The organism is Moraxella caviae (assembly GCF_002014985.1).
GTDB classification, from domain to species: domain Bacteria; phylum Pseudomonadota; class Gammaproteobacteria; order Pseudomonadales; family Moraxellaceae; genus Moraxella; species Moraxella caviae.
The window spans coordinates 1-15,473 of the sequence record NZ_MUXU01000006.1 but is presented as its reverse complement, the minus strand read 5'-3'; the positions used below and the strand labels follow the sequence as shown (position 1 = coordinate 15,473).

Below are 15,473 nucleotides of genomic sequence, written 5' to 3'. Positions count from 1 at the left end.
CTAAATTTTTACAAAAAAATATAGGGGTGTGCGCAAATTTTTGCCATCAAAACGCACAATAAACTTTTGGTGATGGGTTTGATGAAGTTTTATCACTTGCTCAAACAAAATTACTTGCCAAAATCACACAGTCAAAATCACACGGTCAAAATCACACGGTCAAATTTACGCAAGCCAACCATCACGCCACCAAAGGCGCAATGTCCACCACGGATAAATCCTTCACCACCAGCTGCACGCTTTGAGTGGATTGCCATTCATTGACTTCCAAAGTGTACAAAATATGCACGCGGCTGGCTTGATAATCCCACTGCTTGGGCTGATAATTAAACCAAATCGCATCAATCGGATACAGCACGCCATCAGCACGCAAGGTCAGTTTTAAATGCTTGTCTTTCATCACACGAAAATTTAGCACTTCAAACACACCATCAAAACTTGGCGGCGCAAAACCATTGCCCCACACGCTCAAATCTTTTAGGTGCGCAGCAAACGCAAGGCTAAATTCGTCTGGCGATAACGCACCATCAGTGAACTGCTCTTCACTAAAAACCGACTCGCTAAAATCGTCCATCACTTGATTAAAGGCTTGCACAAAGCGCTCAAAATGGCGTTTTTGAATCGTCAAGCCAGCCGCCATCGCATGACCGCCAAAATGCGTAATCAAATCAGGATTGGCAATCGCCACCGCTTCAATCGCATCACGAATATGCACGCCTGCGATGGAGCGTGCTGAGCCTTTGATTAAATCATCATCGCCCACTTTATCAATGTCCGCTGGCGCAAAGACAATGCAAGGACGATACAGACGCTCTTTAATGCGTCCTGCGACAATACCAATCACACCTTGGTGCCAGCCGTCTTGGTACAGCACGATGGCTTTTGGCAAGGCTTTGGCGCGCTCGCCATCAGACAAATGCAGCTCTTCAATAATACCATTGGCTTCATCTCGCATTTGCTGCTCAACGCTGCGGCGTGATTGATTCAGCCGCCCAAGCTCCAGCGCCAGCGTGTGCGCCGTACTCCAATCGTCCGCCAGCAAGCACTCCACGCCTGTGCGCATATTATCCATGCGCCCTGCTGCGTTGATGCGTGGCGCAATGGCAAAGCCAAAATCATCGCTGCCAATCTTCTCAAAATCGCGCCCTGCCTGCTCTAAAATCGCCAGCAGCCCACGACAAGCACGCCCTGCACGGATATTTGCCAAGCCATGCGTGACTAAAATGCGGTTATTTTGATCCAGCACGCCCACATCGGCAATCGTCCCAAGCGCCACCAAATCCAAATATTTAGCAACGCTGGTCGTGGTTTTACCCGCTTCTCGGCGCAATTTTGCCACTCGCCCCATCACATAAAACGCCACGCCCACGCCCACCAAAGACTTAGAGCGAAACTCGCAGCCTTGCTGATTTGGGTTCACCACCGCCGCCGCGCTGGGTGATGGCTTGGTGGTCAGATGGTGGTCGGTGATGATGACTTCAATGCCAAGCTCATGCGCCTTCGCCACGCCTTCATGGCTAGAGATGCCATTATCCACCGTGATAATCAGTTCAGGATTGAGCGTCTCAGCACTGTGCATGACGATTTCTGGGGTCAAGCCATAGCCAAACTTAAAGCGGTCTGGCACGATAAAATCCACGCTTGCACCCATCTCACGCAGGCAGCGCACCATCAAGGCGGTAGACGTTGCGCCATCGCAATCAAAATCTCCCACCACCACCATGCGCTTATTTTTATCAATCGCTTCGTCAATGAGCTTTGCCGCCGCTTCAAGCCCCATCAATCCGCCAGCGGGCAGCAATTTCATCACGGACGTATCCAGCCCATCGCTATCCGTCACGCCGCGCGCCAGCATGATTCGCGCCAAAGTCTGCGAACCAAGCTCTTGCGCCCACGCTTCTGGCACATCGCCAGCATAGCGGGGCGTTAAAGTCAGTTTTGTCATAATTCACACTTAATAATTTTAGTTTTTGTTAATTTTGAATTTAAATGGTATTGTTAATTTGCGTTTTAAATTGTATTCGTTTATCAATTTTAACGCTTGCCAATTCAACAATAACATTTAAATCCTTGCTTTTAACTCATGCTTTAAACTTTTGCCCCAAATTCATTTTATAAATCTCACAATCCACGCATTGGCACGCTGCGTAACTTTTTAATCACACCGCTCAAATCACATTGTTCAAATCACGCCACGCACCAATTTGCTTATCACACCTTTAACGTAAAGATTAGCGCAAAGATTTTGGCAAGCTAAAAGTTACGTTTTCTTCAATGCCAGTCAGCTCTTTTGGTTTATTTGCACCCCAAGATTGCAAGGTGTCCAGCACTTCTTGAATCAGCACTTCAGGCGCAGACGCTCCAGCCGTCACGCCCACCGTTTCCACGCCATCAAACCACGATTTTTGCATTTGCCCAGCGTTATCAATCAAATGCGCCTTCGCCCCCAAACGCTCAGCAAGCTCACGCAAGCGATTGGAGTTGGACGAATTTGGACTGCCCACCACCAGCACCACTTGGCATTCTTTTGCCAATGATTTGACCGCGTCTTGGCGGTTTTGGGTGGCGTAGCAAATGTCGTCTTTGCGCGGCGCATTGATCTGCGGAAATTTATTTTTCAGTGCGTCAATCACCGTTGCCGTGTCGTCCATAGACAGCGTGGTTTGCGTTACAAAGGCAAGCTCTTTATCTTCGTCAAACTCAAGTTTTTCCACGTCTGACACATCTTCCACCAGATGAATGCGGCCGCCAAATTGGCTATCAAAACGCCCCATCGTACCTTCCACTTCTGGGTGTCCAGCGTGTCCGATTAAAATGGCGTCCATGCCGTCTTTGGCAAATTTCCCCACTTCAATATGCACTTTCGTTACCAGCGGGCAAGTGGCGTCAAACACCGTCAAATCACGGCGTGCCGCTTCATCTTCCACCGCCTTACTCACGCCATGCGCTGAAAAAATCACAATCGCACCGTCTGGCACTTCGTCCAATTCTTCTACAAAAATCGCCCCACGACTTGCCAAATCTTCCACGACAAATTTATTATGCACCACTTCATGACGCACATAAATCGGTGGGCTAAAGCGGCGCAAGGCTTCATTGACGATGGCGATTGCTCTGTCCACGCCTGCACAAAATCCGCGTGGATTGGCAAGTAAAATGTTCATAATGCTCTCAAATTTACTTTGGTTTAAAAAGGTGTAATTTCAATAAAAATAATTAAAATTCAAATAGTTATAATAAAATCATAATTAAGCAAAAAGCGGTCAAATGCTTGGCATGGGCGTTGGCAGCTTAGATTTTTAGCTTGCCAACGCTTGCCGTTATTATTGCCCAATTATTCAACTTTAAAATCGCTCACGCTTAAATCATTCAGGCTTAAAGCTGTCTTTTAGGCTGACGATTTGGTTGAATACAGGCAGCTCGCTGTTATGCTCCAGTGCGTCCGCCACAAAATAGCTTTCGCGCTCAAATTGGAAACGCTCGCCTGCCGCCGCTTCACGCAAAGACGGCTCAACCACCGCATGATAAGTGGTGAGTGAGTTTGGATTTAGGTGCTGCTTAATCCACAAAGTATCTGCGTCCGTGTCCGCATCAAGGCGGTCTTTTTCGTGCAGTTCGGCATTGTGGTCAATCTCATCGTCTTCTAGCAGCAAATGCTGATACAAACGCACAATCGCATCTACGCCATGCGATGCCGACACCCAATGAATCACGCCTTTGACCTTGCGCCCTTCTGGGTTATTGCCCAAAGTCTTCTCATCAATGCTGGCAATCAGCTCAATCACTTTGCCCGTTTCGTCCGTCTTGCACTCGTCCACTTTTAGCACATAGCTGTTACGCAGGCGGATTTCGTTATTTTCAGGCGATAGACGCTTATAACCTGCTGGCGGATTGACTTCAAAATCACTTTCGTCAATATAAATGGTCTTGGTGAACGGAATGCGGCGCTCGCCCAAATCCAAACTTGGGTGCTTAGGCTGGCTTAGCCACAAAACATCACCATCAAGCTCGGCTTTCACTGTGTCTTTTTTAAGCGTATCTGCCTTTGCCACCGCTTCTTCAAAGTTGCTGATGGTTACTTTTAAAGGGCGCAGCACCGCCATCGCACGCGCTGCGGTATTTTCCAAAGACGCACGCACACTAAATTCCAGCTGACGAAAATCCACCACGCCATCTGCCTTGGTGATACCAATGCGCTCACAAAAATCACGCAAGCCTTCAGCGGTATAACCACGGCGGCGCATACCTGCCACCGTTGGCATTCGTGGGTCGTCCCAGCCAGACACCACACCCATTTCTACCAAGCGTTTTAGTTTACGCTTAGACGTTAGTGTATGGTCAAGGTTTAGGCGGCTAAATTCGTACTGGTGCGGCGGATTGGCAAAGCCGACTTTCTCCACCACCCAATCATAAAACGGACGGTGGTCTTCAAACTCAAGCGTACACAAAGAATGTGTAATGCCTTCAAAAGCGTCTGACAATGGATGCGCAAAATCGTACATCGGATAAATGCACCATTCATCGCCCGTCTGGTGGTGATGTGCGTGCATGACACGATAAATAATAGGGTCGCGCATATTCATATTTGGGTGCGTCATGTCAATTTTGGCACGCAGCACCGCTTCACCATCAGCGTATTTGCCCGCTTTCATGTCGGAAAAGCGCTCAAGGTTGTCTGCCACGCTTGCTTCACGCCATGGTGAATTGACGCCCGCCTTGCCAAAGCCGCCACGATTTTCACGAATTTGCTCAAGCGTTTGCAAATCCACATAAGCATCGCCCTGCTCAATCAGCTGCACCGCCCATGCGTGTAATTGCTCAAAATAGCCAGACGCATAGCGCACTTCGCCGTCCCAATGAAAGCCAAGCCATTCTACGTCTGATTTGATGCTGTCTACAAAGTCTTGTTTTTCGGCAGTTGGGTTGGTGTCGTCAAAACGCAAATTACACACGCCGCCAAATTCTTGCGCCACGCCAAAATTTAGGCAAATGGATTTGACGTGTCCGATGTGCAAATAGCCGTTTGGCTCTGGTGGAAAGCGTGTTACCAGCTTGGCGTGCTTGCCACTTGCCAAATCTTCACGAATGATGCTGCGAATAAAATCGTTTTTTTCTGGAGCGATGTCGCCAGAAGTGGTGGTATTGCTTGTCATGGTGTGTCTTTTTTATCCAAAGGTTGATGTCAATTTCAATGTAAACTTAAAACTTTATCAATCTTCGCCAAACTCAATAATCTTTATCGTTGCATAATTTTATTTTTAAAATCATACAGCCATAAAGCAGGCTTGCGATTGAATTAAAAATATTCCTATTCTAGCATATTTTGCCGTTTTGTGATGGGATTTTAATGAGTGTTGCCATTCTTTTATAGACTGCGCCATTTACACGCAAAAGCCATACAAATTTGCGCTTGCAAGGTTTGGCAGATGGCGTGTGGTTTGTGTTATAATAGCCGCTGGTTGGCTGATGATTTATTTTAAAACACTCATCAGCGCACAAACGTTTAATTTTCTCAATTATTTTTAAGGAATCCTTATGGATATGCCAATCGTACAACTTGAAACTTCTATGGGCGACATCGTGCTTGAGCTAAATGCCGAAAAAGCGCCTGCCACCGTTGCCAACTTCCTAGACTATGTAGAATCTGGTCATTATGACGGCTTGATTTTTCACCGTGTGATTGACGGCTTTATGATTCAAGGCGGCGGCATGGACGCACAAATGAACGAAAAGCGCACTGGCACGCCAATCAAAAACGAAGCCGACAACGGTCTAAAAAATGACGTTGGCACAATCGCCATGGCACGCACCCAAGACCCACACTCAGCCACCGCACAATTTTTCATCAACGTCAAAGACAACGATTTTCTAAACTACTCAAGCCCAACCGTACAAGGCTGGGGCTATGCGGTGTTTGGCCGTGTGATTGATGGCATGGACGTGGTAAACCAAATCAAAGGCGTGCCGACAGGTCGCTTCGGCTATCATGCAGACGTACCACGCGAGCCAATCGTCATCAATTCAGCAAAAGTTGTGAGCAAATAAATGCTGAATTTTTCGCACATTTGCACCACAAAACCGCATGAAATTCGTGCGGTTTTTGTTGCAGATTTGCATTTGTCAGAACGCACGCCACGCTTGATGGCGGCGTTTTTGGCACTGATAAAAGACCTTGAAAAATTGCCGAATTTAGAGCGGTTTTTTATCGCTGGCGACTGGCTGGACGGCTGGATTGGCGATGACGATTATCTGCACCTAAACGCTGACGAAAAACGTGCGCACTGGCTGACCCCTGCGCTGGGTGCGCTGGATAATTTGCACAAAAAAGACGTGCAAATTTTCATCATGCACGGCAATCGAGACTTTGCCCTGCGCCAAACACTGTGCGATATTTTTGGCGGTGCGTTGATTGACGAGCCGTACTGTTTTACTGAAAATTTTGATGCAGAATTTAGCGAAAGCGGTTTTGATGAAAGTTATGATTTGACGCAACATTCGCACCAAAAGCATTCACGCCAACAGCTAATCACCAAAACCATTCGTTTTCGGCTGGAGCATGGCGATAAACTATGCACCGATGACGCACGTTATCAACGCTACCGTAAAATCATTCGCAATCCTGTGATTTCATGGCTTTTACTGCACACGCCGCTGTCTTATCGGCGTAAACTTGCTGCTAACATCAAGGCGCAATCCGCCCAAGACAAACGCCAAAAATCCCATGCCATTATGGATGTGAACGCTGCGGCTGTGCGTGCCGCGCTTGATGGGTGTGATGTGCTGATTCATGGGCATACTCACCGCCCACAAAGCCACGTTTTACAAGACTTGCCAAACAAAAAACGACTGGTTTTGGGCGATTGGCGTACTGATGGCGATAAGGTTTGTGCGGTGATTGGCGTGCTAAGCGATGAAATGCGCTTGTATGAATTTGTATGGGGTTAGGTTGTGGGTTTTTGTGTGGTTTTGGGTTTTTGAATGACAGGTTAAACACTGATAGCCAAATTCATACTTTTTAAACCTATCTCATTTCACCCCACAATCCCCAAAACCCAGCCTTGTAGCACCCACCACAGCCACACAAAGCCCAAACTTAGCACCGCTGCCGCCACCCAAAACCAAGACAGCGCGCCGCCTTGCGACTTTGTGCGCAGCTCGGCAGCATACGCCAAGCCCAAAATCACACCCATCGCCGCACCGCCAATATGCCCTGCATTATCAATGCCATCTACCGCAAAACCCATAATAAGATTGAGCATCATCACCAGTGCCAGCCCGCGTGCATTAAGCATAAAAGGCGTGCGTGCCTTAACCAATGCCAGCACCAAAAGCCATGCACCAACGCCCATAATGCCGCCAGACGCACCAGCCGACAGCCCGATTTGCTCGCCAGCCAGCACATCTTGCCAAGTGATGAACAGATTAAACAAATTTCCGCCAATCGCCGCCAACAAAAACAACGCCACAAAACGCACGCCGCCGACAATCTGCTCCGCCACTTGCCCAAAATAATACATGGCAAAGCTATTAAACAGCAAATGCAACACACCAATGTGCAAAAACGCACTGCTGACAATGCGCCACGGCTCATTCACCAGCGACAACGGCAAAAAATTCGCCCCAAAACGCAGCAAATCCTGCGAACTTGGCGCATCCAAACTCACGCCTGCCATCGCCTGATAGCCTGCAAATCCCACGAACGCCACGATAAAAAGCAACGTCATGGGCGCAACCTGAAAAAGTTGCCTGATGGTCATTTGTTTCTCTCTTTTGGTGTCAATCTTTTGGTTTTTTGGTTTTGATTTTTTTGGTTTCGGTTTTTGGCGTGGCTGAATTAAAAGCTGACAAAGTTTTGTTCGCCAAATTTCATCAGCCCAAATTTAATCCAAAACTTCAGCTTCGATCCTTGCCCAAATCCCTGTTCAAATCTTCGACAAAGCACTTTTATTTACAATACGAAACTACAAAATAAAGCCAAGATGGTGAAATTGCAAGATTATAACACAGTTACACCTTAAGAACGAACCCAACTTTTGAATAATAACGATTATGATTTGTCTTATTATTTAAAAGATAAAGGCACTTAAACCACCAAAGCACAATTTAAAAACAAAAATCAGCACACAAAGAATGATGGATAAATCTTAAACGTGCAAATCATGCCCGCAGCGGTCGCAAAATTTGGCGTTGGCGGCGTGTCCAAATTTACCGCAATTTGGGCAAGCAATAGGGTGCAGCTGTGGGCGCATGGTGCGCGTGAGTTCGGCGGTGAAAATGCCAGTCGGTACAGCGATGATGGCATAACCTGTGATCATCACCATGCTTGCGATGGCTTGTCCGATGGGGGTTTTGGGGGCGATGTCGCCATAACCTACGGTGGTGAGCGTTACCACCGCCCAATAAATAGAAAGCGGAATGCTGGTAAAGCCATTTTCTGGGCCCTCCACCACATACAGCACCGAGCCGAAAATGGTTACCAGCAATAATAAAGATAGGAAAAATACGGTGATTTTGTGCTGGCTGGTCTTAAACGCCGCCGCCAAAAACCCCGCCTGCTGCATATAGGATTTGAGCTTGAATACCCGAAAAATACGCAAAATCCGCAAGATACGCACCACCAAAAGGTACTGCGCACCCACAAAAAATAGACTCAAATAACTCGGCAAAATCGCCAGCAAATCCACAATGCCAAAAAAACTGAACGCATAATGTTTGCGATTTGGCGCAGAAAACAGCCGCAGCGCATATTCAATGGTGAATAAAATGGTAAAAAACCATTCCGCCATAAAAAACAGCTGCCCATACTGCAAGCGCAAGTACAGCACGCTGTCTAGCATGACCACCGCCACGCTCAGCACAATCGCCACAAGCAGCACCACGTCAAACAGACGACCTGCTGGCGTGTCTGTCCCATCAACGATGATATGAAGGCGTTCGGCTAGGCTTTGTGGGGTTTTCATGGTGATTGCTTATCTGAACGATTGTCGGCAAAATGCGCTTGGTTTGGCGTTTTTATTTTAGCGTATTTTTTGTTTTTGGCGTATTGTACCAAAATTTTATGCCAAAGTGCGATTTGTGATACATATTTGCAAAAATGTTACAAAAAGGTCTGAATTTAAAAGCCGTCATGGTTTTTAAATTTACGTTCGCCCTGAGCTTGTCGAAGGGTCGAACGTGGCGGAGGTCTGGATTTGGTAAAGGTTTAAACCCGAAAACCATCCATGGTTTTGTTTTTCCGTTCGCCCTGAGCTTGTCGAAGGGTCGAACTGCGTGAAAGGCTGGGCGTAGTGCAGGATTAGAAAGAAAAACCGTCATGGTTCGACAAGCTCACCACGAACGGTTTTTGTTAGGAAGATTTTTAGATTGCGGACGGGTTTTTACCACAAAGCTTTTTAAATCGCGAAAGGTTTTTAATCAATCCTATTTAATCCAAACCATAAATCTGCCGCACGCCTGCGTCTACCAACTCAAACAACGCATCAATCTCCGCAAAAGTCGTATAATGCAAGCAGCCCATTCTTAGCACTTGGGCGGTGGGGCTAAGTTTTTCAGCTAATGCTTTGGCATAAAAATTACCATAACCCAGTGCCACATTATACTCGCCCAAAAATTGGCTTAAAGCCGTACCATCTTGCACCACGCCTTGTTTTACGACATTAAAAGCAAACGTTGGCGTGCGCCCTTGTGCGCTTTGCTTGCCGTACAGCTGCAAAAATGGACGTGCGCGAAACTTTGCCAAAATATACTCGCTTTGACGTGCTTCATACGCCATCACCGCTTGATACGCTGCCGATTTGTTATCAGCGGTCAGTGCATTTGCTGGCGTGTGTGTTTGCTGGCAAACGTTCGCCAAATTTGCCCAATAACTCATCATCGCCACAAAGCCTGCCTGCGCTTCAAAAGATTGCGTGCCTTGCTCGTATGCCATCGGCGTGATGTTGGTCGCAGGCTCTACTTTATAAGGCGTAAGGCTTGCCAAAATCTGCCCATCAGCGCACAGCACACCCAAATGCGGCCCGCCAATTTTATAAGCCGAAGCAAACACAAAATCTGCGCCCAATGCCGCCGCATTCACATCGGTATGCACACAAGCGTGTACTGCATCAAGGCTCACTTTTGCGCCCACCGCCTTGGCAGCCTTGATGATTGGTGCGACATCAACCATCGCACCAATCACATTAGACGCCAAAGACACCGCCACCAGCCGTGTGCGCTCGTCAATCAGCTGGGCGCAAGCATCATAATCCAAATCATCACCTGCGTCATTCATCGGCATCATGCGCACCTGCACGCCCTTATCCTGCGCCGCCGTCTGCCAAGATGAAACGTGCGAATAATGATCCAGCGAGCTTAGCACAATGTTATCGCCCGCCTGCCAAGTGTTCGCCAGCGTGCGTGCCAGCATAAACATCAGACTGGTGGAATTTTGCCCAAAGATGATTTGGTGGCTGTCCGCTGCCCCAAGCCACACGCCTGCCTGCTGTCTTGCGCTGGCATTTATCGCCATGGTGCGCACGCCTGCGTCATTATGCCCGCCCATGTTGCTATTGCCACACGCCAAATAGCCACTCACGGCATCAATCACGCATTTTGGCACTTGCGAGCCGCCCGGCCCATCAAAATAAATGGGCAAATTTCCCTTATCATCGGCATGGCTCAGCGCCGCAAACTGTCCACGCAGCTGTGCTAATTGCTCGGCGAATTTATCCGCCAAAGCGTCCTTGTGCTGATTTGCATTCATTATGTCGCACCTTTATTTGTTCAAACTTGGCTTAGTTTTGGCTTAGGTTTAGCTTGGTTTTGATTTAGCTGCTGCTTGCCGTCAGCACAAATAAATCCCAATAACCCACGTCATCGCCATTGATAGCCGACAGGCTACTTGCGCTGTGCCACAGACTTTTATCATTAACGATACAAAACTCACCTGCGATAAGATTTAGGCGAGTCAGCGGACTGTCGTCATGCTGACTGCGCCACACCAAAAGCTCACCGCCCGTGTGATTATGGCGCGCGATGGTGAACACCCCCACAAAATCAAAGCCGTCTTGATGAATGCCTTCTGGCGCAGCTTCCACGCTGTCTGTGCCTGCCTGCGCAATGATACGCATTTGGTGCACTTCCATGGTGCTTTGCGCTGGCAATTTACACACGGTGGCAAATTCTGCACAAATACTTTGAAAGCCTTGCGAATTTAAAAGCTCACCACTTAAATCATCATAAGTGCGCGCCACATCGCCTTGAAAGCGGTTAATATCGCCCGTCTGCACGAAGGCTTCGCTCGGCAAAAGACTGACCGCACCATCATCTAGGCGCACCTTAGAATATTTGCGATAACGAAACGCACCGTCTTTATAAGCACTGGGCTTAAGTTTGTCAAAATCCGCCTGAATGCTGTCTACTGCGCCATCTGCCAAAGCACCTGCGTGCAAAAACAGTCTGCCTTGAGCGGTGGTTTGAGTGGAAGATTGGGTGGAAAACTGGGTAGAAGTTGGCATAAATCACATCCTTATTGGTTGCCAAAGAAAGGAAAAGTAAGCATGAGATAAATTAGCATAAAATAAAGTTTTGTTCAACCAAAAAATAAGTTATCACTTGTCAAGATATTTTTACCAAATGTTAAAATTTACCCAATTTTCAAGGCAGATTTCACAAAGTTTTTCATTAAACTTTTTTAAAAAATGCGCACCTTTGCGCCTTCATCGTGTAAATTGCACACAAGCCACTTACCAAATCAGCGAAAATTTGCTAAAATAGGCGAAATTTTTTCTTTCAATTTTTCTTTTCAATCACAGTCAAGTAAATTCATTGAAGCCTAAAATAAGCGCAAACGTTATAAAAGGTAAGTTTGGCTTGGGCTTGCTGAGAGTTTCAAGGCTTTGGATTGACAAATAACACAGGTGTATTATGGCAGGTCATAGTAAATGGGCGAATATTAAACATCGCAAAGCAAAACAAGACGCCGCAAAAGGCAAGATTTTTACCAAAATTATCCGTGAAATCGTCAGCGCCAGTAAAGGCGGCGATCCAGACCCTGCCAACAACCCACGCCTGCGTGCGGTGCTAGAAAAAGCCAACGCCGCCAACATGACCAAAGACGTCATCAAGCGTGCCATTGAGCGCGGTCAAGGCGGCGGTGAAGGCGACAACGTCCAAGAAATCACCTACGAAGGCTATGGCGTGGGCGGCGTGGCAGTTATCGTTGAGACCATGACTGACAACGTAAACCGCACCGTAGGCGAAGTGCGCCACGCCTTTTCTAAGCATGGCGGCAACCTAGGCACGTCAGGTTCGGTGGCGTATTTATTCTCTAAGCGTGGCGAGATTGTGTTTAATGACATTTCGCTAGAAGACACGGTGATGGAAATCGCCTTAGAAGCTGGCGCAACCGACATTGAAAACGATGGCGAAAGCCTGCTTGTCATCACCGAGCCAAACGAATTTGGCGCAGTGGTGGACGCTTTGGCAAACGCAGGACTTAAAGCAGACAACGCTGAAGTAACCATGTCGCCAAGCACGACTGCTGACATTGACAACATTGATGACGCACAAAAAGTGCTAAAAATGATTGATATGCTAGAAGACTTGGACGATGTGCAAGAAGTCTACACCAACGTTAATTTTAGCGATGATGTGATGGCGCAGCTGGATGCGTGATTGAGTGCGAAATATGACACTTCATCAGACTTAACCAATACAAAGCCATCATAAAGGTGTTTGTCTATATTTAGGCAAACGCCCACCATCAAAGGAGTTGTTATGATTGCTCATACCAAAGCTGGCAAGTCTTTGCCATCAGATAATGCGAAATTTCGCCATCAATATACGCAGCTTAACAATGCGATTGAAGGCATTATTTTAACGTCAGCGGATAAGCAACTTATGGACAACACCCTTCATCTGTCCAAGGCAGACTTTGTGCAAGCCGTCAAAAAGCATTTGAACGCATGAACGATATAAAATTCGGTTCAGCGCATTCTGACGAAATGATTGCCCAGCGCTATTTTTATGGCGAAGTGGGCAAAAGTGCATTGATTAACAAACTTGGCATCACCGACCAAAGCGCACTTGATAGAGCCGAAGCCTTATTTGTCAATCATGCACTATATCACGGCTTATCAGCGCAAGCCAAAACGCTGTCAGCGCAAGGTTTGCAAGCCATGCACAAAGAATTATTTGGCGAGCTGTACGAGTGGGCTGGGAGTTTTCGTGATTACAGCACTGGGCGCGGCTTACCCTTTTGTCGTCCTGAATTTATCGCCAAAGAGCTTGATAAATTATACCAGCACCTAAACGACAATCTGCATCAAAACCTATCCAAAAGCCGTTTTGTTCAATTAAGCGCCAAATTCATTGGTGAATTAAACGCCATACACCCCTTTATTGATGGTAACGGACGCACTCAACGAGAAAGTTTGCTCATTATTACACAAACCACAGGCTTTCAAATCACGCTAAACGCACACACGACCACCTATTTATCCCAAGAAAAGTGGTACGCTGCCGCCGAAGAAAGTCATTATTGCGCCACTTATCACGGCTTTGAAGAAATTATTGACCATATTATAAAGTAGGATAACCATGCTCACCCCATACGTCCGCTCCATTCTCCAAGCCACCGTCTATGACGTTGCCATCACCACGCCACTCACCGCAGCGCCAAAGCTGTCGGCACGCTTTGACAACCAAATCCGCATCAAGCGTGAAGATTTGCAGCCTGTGTTCAGCTTTAAATTGCGTGGCGCGTACAATAAAATCAGCCAGCTGTCTGCCGAACAAAAATCGCGCGGCATCATCTGTGCATCTGCTGGCAACCACGCCCAAGGCGTCGCTTTTTCTGCCAATAAACTTGGGCTAAAAAACGTCATCGTCATGCCCACCACCACCCCAGACATCAAGGTGCAGGCGGTCAGAGCCTTGGGCGGCAATGTTGAGCTGTTTGGTGACAGCTTTGATAAAGCCAACCGCCACGCCATCAAAAAGGCCGAAACAGAAGGCTTGACCTACATCGCCCCTTATGATGACGAGCTGGTCATCGCAGGTCAAGGCACGATTGCGCTTGAAATCATGCAGCAGTGGCGTGATGTGGATTACGTCTTTGCGGCAGTGGGCGGCGGCGGCTTGATTGCAGGGATTGCGGCATTTTTGGGCGAAGTTGCACCCCATGTCAAAGTGATTGCTGTAGAGCCAGAAGGCGCAGCTTGCCTAAAAGTCACCCTTGAAACGAACGAGCGCAAAACCTTGCCACAAGTATCGCTGTTTGCTGATGGCACAGCCGTTGCCCAAATTGGCGCATTGCCTTTTGAAATCGCCAAAATGATGAAATCAGACGGCTCAGGCACAGTGATTGAGCCTGATGTGGTAACTTGCACCAATGATGAAATTTGCGCTGGCATTAAAGACATCTTTGAAGAGACGCGCTCCATCGTTGAGCCATCTGGCGCGCTTGCCCTAGCTGGCATGAAAAAATTCATCAAAACGCACGGCATTCACGGCAAAAACTGCGTGGCAATCCTAAGCGGTGCGAACATGAACTTTGACCGCCTGCGTTATGTGGCGGAGCGCACCGAGATTGGCGAGCAAAAAGAAGCAATTTTTGCGGTGCAAATTCCAGAAAAAATCGGTGCGTTTTTGGATTTTTGTCGCAGTTTACAAGGGCGCAACATCACCGAATTTAACTACCGCGCCGCCAATACGGACACGCCTGCCAGCATTTTTGTGGGCATCGCCCTAAAAGATGGACAAACTGAGCGCCACATCATCAAAGACAAACTTGCCCAAGACGGCTACACCGCCTTTGATTTGACGGACGATGAATTCGCCAAAACGCACATTCGCTACATGGTGGGCGGCCACGCAGGCATCAGCGATGAGCAAATTTTCCGTGTGATGTTTCCAGAACGCCCGGGCGCGCTCTTAAATTTCCTTGAAAAATTGGGACAAGATTTTAACATCACCTTGTTTCACTACCGCAATCACGGCGCGGCAGAAGGACGGATTTTGGTCGGCATTCAGGCGTCCAAAACCAGCACACGCACCGTGCTAGAAGCCCTAAGCGACATCGGCTACGAATGCGAACCGATGACAGATAACGTGGGCTATCAGCTGTTTTTAAAATAATGGCAATCTTAAGCAAAACGGCTTTTCATAAGCCGTTTTTGTGCATTTGCCACTGCGCAAAATTTTCTTGCTTAATACCCCAAAAACCCTTATAATCTTACAATTTGATGACGTGTTTTGCTTGATTATTACAAGTACGCAAATCCATCGGCAAACTTTTTAAGTTTTGGGGCTGTACTAGAATAACAACCATGTTATACTAGTTTTATGAAGATAACCCATTGTAAACTAAGTAAAAAAGTTCAAAAAAGACTACTTGAATTTTTTGTACTCGAAGTTACTGCTAGAAGTGCAGCTGATTTACTGGGTATTCACCCTAATTCAGCAGCCCTTTTTTACCACAAAATCCGCCTTGT

13 protein-coding genes and 1 pseudogene are annotated in these 15,473 nt (G+C 47.3%); 7 read left to right on the top strand and 7 right to left on the bottom strand.

Annotation, left to right across the window (positions count from 1 at the left end; genetic code table 11):
• Nucleotides 1-181: 181 nt before the first annotated feature.
• From recJ to B0181_RS00885, 3 genes are all read right to left on the bottom strand, one after another.
• Nucleotides 182-1,945 carry a single-stranded-DNA-specific exonuclease RecJ gene (recJ, locus tag B0181_RS00895; protein ID WP_078275619.1) on the bottom strand — a complete coding sequence of 588 codons (1,764 nt, stop codon included), beginning with the start codon at nucleotides 1,943-1,945 and terminating at the stop codon, nucleotides 182-184.
• Between the two features lie 286 nt (nucleotides 1,946-2,231).
• Nucleotides 2,232-3,164 (bottom strand): 4-hydroxy-3-methylbut-2-enyl diphosphate reductase, encoded by a 933-nt coding sequence (gene ispH, locus B0181_RS00890; RefSeq protein ID WP_078275618.1) that lies wholly within the window; start codon nucleotides 3,162-3,164, stop codon nucleotides 2,232-2,234.
• A gap of 201 nt (nucleotides 3,165-3,365) precedes the next feature.
• Entirely contained in the window at nucleotides 3,366-5,153 is a 1,788-nt protein-coding gene (locus B0181_RS00885; RefSeq protein WP_078275617.1) for a glutamine--tRNA ligase/YqeY domain fusion protein, read from the bottom strand.
• A gap of 382 nt (nucleotides 5,154-5,535) precedes the next feature.
• Here B0181_RS00885 and B0181_RS00875 point away from each other — a divergent pair, with 382 nt between their 5' ends.
• Both B0181_RS00875 and B0181_RS00870 read left to right on the top strand, forming a co-directional pair.
• Entirely contained in the window at nucleotides 5,536-6,045 is a 510-nt protein-coding gene (locus B0181_RS00875) for a peptidylprolyl isomerase (protein ID WP_078275615.1), read from the top strand.
• Entirely contained in the window at nucleotides 6,046-6,945 is a 900-nt protein-coding gene (locus B0181_RS00870; RefSeq protein ID WP_078275614.1) for a metallophosphoesterase, read from the top strand.
• A gap of 86 nt (nucleotides 6,946-7,031) precedes the next feature.
• Here B0181_RS00870 and B0181_RS00865 read toward each other — a convergent pair whose 3' ends face one another.
• From B0181_RS00865 to B0181_RS00850, 4 genes are all read right to left on the bottom strand, one after another.
• Nucleotides 7,032-7,724 (bottom strand): rhomboid family intramembrane serine protease, encoded by a 693-nt coding sequence (locus tag B0181_RS00865; RefSeq protein WP_245953220.1) that lies wholly within the window; start codon nucleotides 7,722-7,724, stop codon nucleotides 7,032-7,034.
• A gap of 420 nt (nucleotides 7,725-8,144) precedes the next feature.
• Nucleotides 8,145-8,960: an ion transporter gene (locus tag B0181_RS00860; protein WP_078275612.1), complete on the bottom strand. Its 816-nt coding sequence runs from the start codon at nucleotides 8,958-8,960 to the stop codon at nucleotides 8,145-8,147.
• A 464-nt stretch (nucleotides 8,961-9,424) separates the two neighbouring features.
• On the bottom strand, nucleotides 9,425-10,741 hold the full coding sequence (locus tag B0181_RS00855) for an aminotransferase class V-fold PLP-dependent enzyme (protein ID WP_078275611.1): 1,317 nt from the start codon (nucleotides 10,739-10,741) through the stop codon (nucleotides 9,425-9,427).
• A gap of 64 nt (nucleotides 10,742-10,805) precedes the next feature.
• Nucleotides 10,806-11,495 carry a 2OG-Fe dioxygenase family protein gene (locus tag B0181_RS00850; RefSeq protein ID WP_078275610.1) on the bottom strand — a complete coding sequence of 230 codons (690 nt, stop codon included), beginning with the start codon at nucleotides 11,493-11,495 and terminating at the stop codon, nucleotides 10,806-10,808.
• Nucleotides 11,496-11,904: 409 nt separating this feature from the next.
• Here B0181_RS00850 and B0181_RS00845 point away from each other — a divergent pair, with 409 nt between their 5' ends.
• The 5 genes and pseudogenes from B0181_RS00845 to B0181_RS00825 all read left to right on the top strand — a co-directional run.
• Nucleotides 11,905-12,654, top strand: a complete 750-nt coding sequence (locus tag B0181_RS00845) for a YebC/PmpR family DNA-binding transcriptional regulator (RefSeq protein ID WP_078275609.1) — start codon at nucleotides 11,905-11,907, stop codon at nucleotides 12,652-12,654.
• A gap of 102 nt (nucleotides 12,655-12,756) precedes the next feature.
• Entirely contained in the window at nucleotides 12,757-12,948 is a 192-nt protein-coding gene (locus B0181_RS00840) for a hypothetical protein (RefSeq protein WP_078275608.1), read from the top strand.
• Nucleotides 12,945-13,571 carry a Fic/DOC family protein gene (locus tag B0181_RS00835; protein ID WP_078275607.1) on the top strand — a complete coding sequence of 209 codons (627 nt, stop codon included), beginning with the start codon at nucleotides 12,945-12,947 and terminating at the stop codon, nucleotides 13,569-13,571. The genes B0181_RS00840 and B0181_RS00835 overlap by 4 nt, the downstream gene beginning before the upstream one ends.
• A gap of 7 nt (nucleotides 13,572-13,578) precedes the next feature.
• Nucleotides 13,579-15,117, top strand: a complete 1,539-nt coding sequence (gene ilvA, locus B0181_RS00830; RefSeq protein ID WP_078275606.1) for a threonine ammonia-lyase, biosynthetic — start codon at nucleotides 13,579-13,581, stop codon at nucleotides 15,115-15,117.
• Nucleotides 15,118-15,324: 207 nt separating this feature from the next.
• A pseudogene (locus tag B0181_RS00825) lies at nucleotides 15,325-15,473 on the top strand (IS1595 family transposase); the annotation flags it as partial.

Coding starts and splice junctions, on each gene's coding strand:
- B0181_RS00845 (WP_078275609.1), top strand. CDS start 11,905: ATGGCAGGTCATAGTAAATGGGCGAATATTAAACATCGCAAAGCAAAA.
- B0181_RS00835 (WP_078275607.1), top strand. CDS start 12,945: ATGAACGATATAAAATTCGGTTCAGCGCATTCTGACGAAATGATTGCC.
- B0181_RS00870 (WP_078275614.1), top strand. CDS start 6,046: ATGCTGAATTTTTCGCACATTTGCACCACAAAACCGCATGAAATTCGT.
- B0181_RS00860 (WP_078275612.1), bottom strand. CDS start 8,960: ATGAAAACCCCACAAAGCCTAGCCGAACGCCTTCATATCATCGTTGAT.
- B0181_RS00840 (WP_078275608.1), top strand. CDS start 12,757: ATGATTGCTCATACCAAAGCTGGCAAGTCTTTGCCATCAGATAATGCG.
- B0181_RS00855 (WP_078275611.1), bottom strand. CDS start 10,741: ATGAATGCAAATCAGCACAAGGACGCTTTGGCGGATAAATTCGCCGAG.
- ispH (WP_078275618.1), bottom strand. CDS start 3,164: ATGAACATTTTACTTGCCAATCCACGCGGATTTTGTGCAGGCGTGGAC.
- ilvA (WP_078275606.1), top strand. CDS start 13,579: ATGCTCACCCCATACGTCCGCTCCATTCTCCAAGCCACCGTCTATGAC.
- B0181_RS00850 (WP_078275610.1), bottom strand. CDS start 11,495: ATGCCAACTTCTACCCAGTTTTCCACCCAATCTTCCACTCAAACCACC.
- recJ (WP_078275619.1), bottom strand. CDS start 1,945: ATGACAAAACTGACTTTAACGCCCCGCTATGCTGGCGATGTGCCAGAA.
- B0181_RS00865 (WP_245953220.1), bottom strand. CDS start 7,724: ATGACGTTGCTTTTTATCGTGGCGTTCGTGGGATTTGCAGGCTATCAG.
- B0181_RS00885 (WP_078275617.1), bottom strand. CDS start 5,153: ATGACAAGCAATACCACCACTTCTGGCGACATCGCTCCAGAAAAAAAC.
- B0181_RS00875 (WP_078275615.1), top strand. CDS start 5,536: ATGGATATGCCAATCGTACAACTTGAAACTTCTATGGGCGACATCGTG.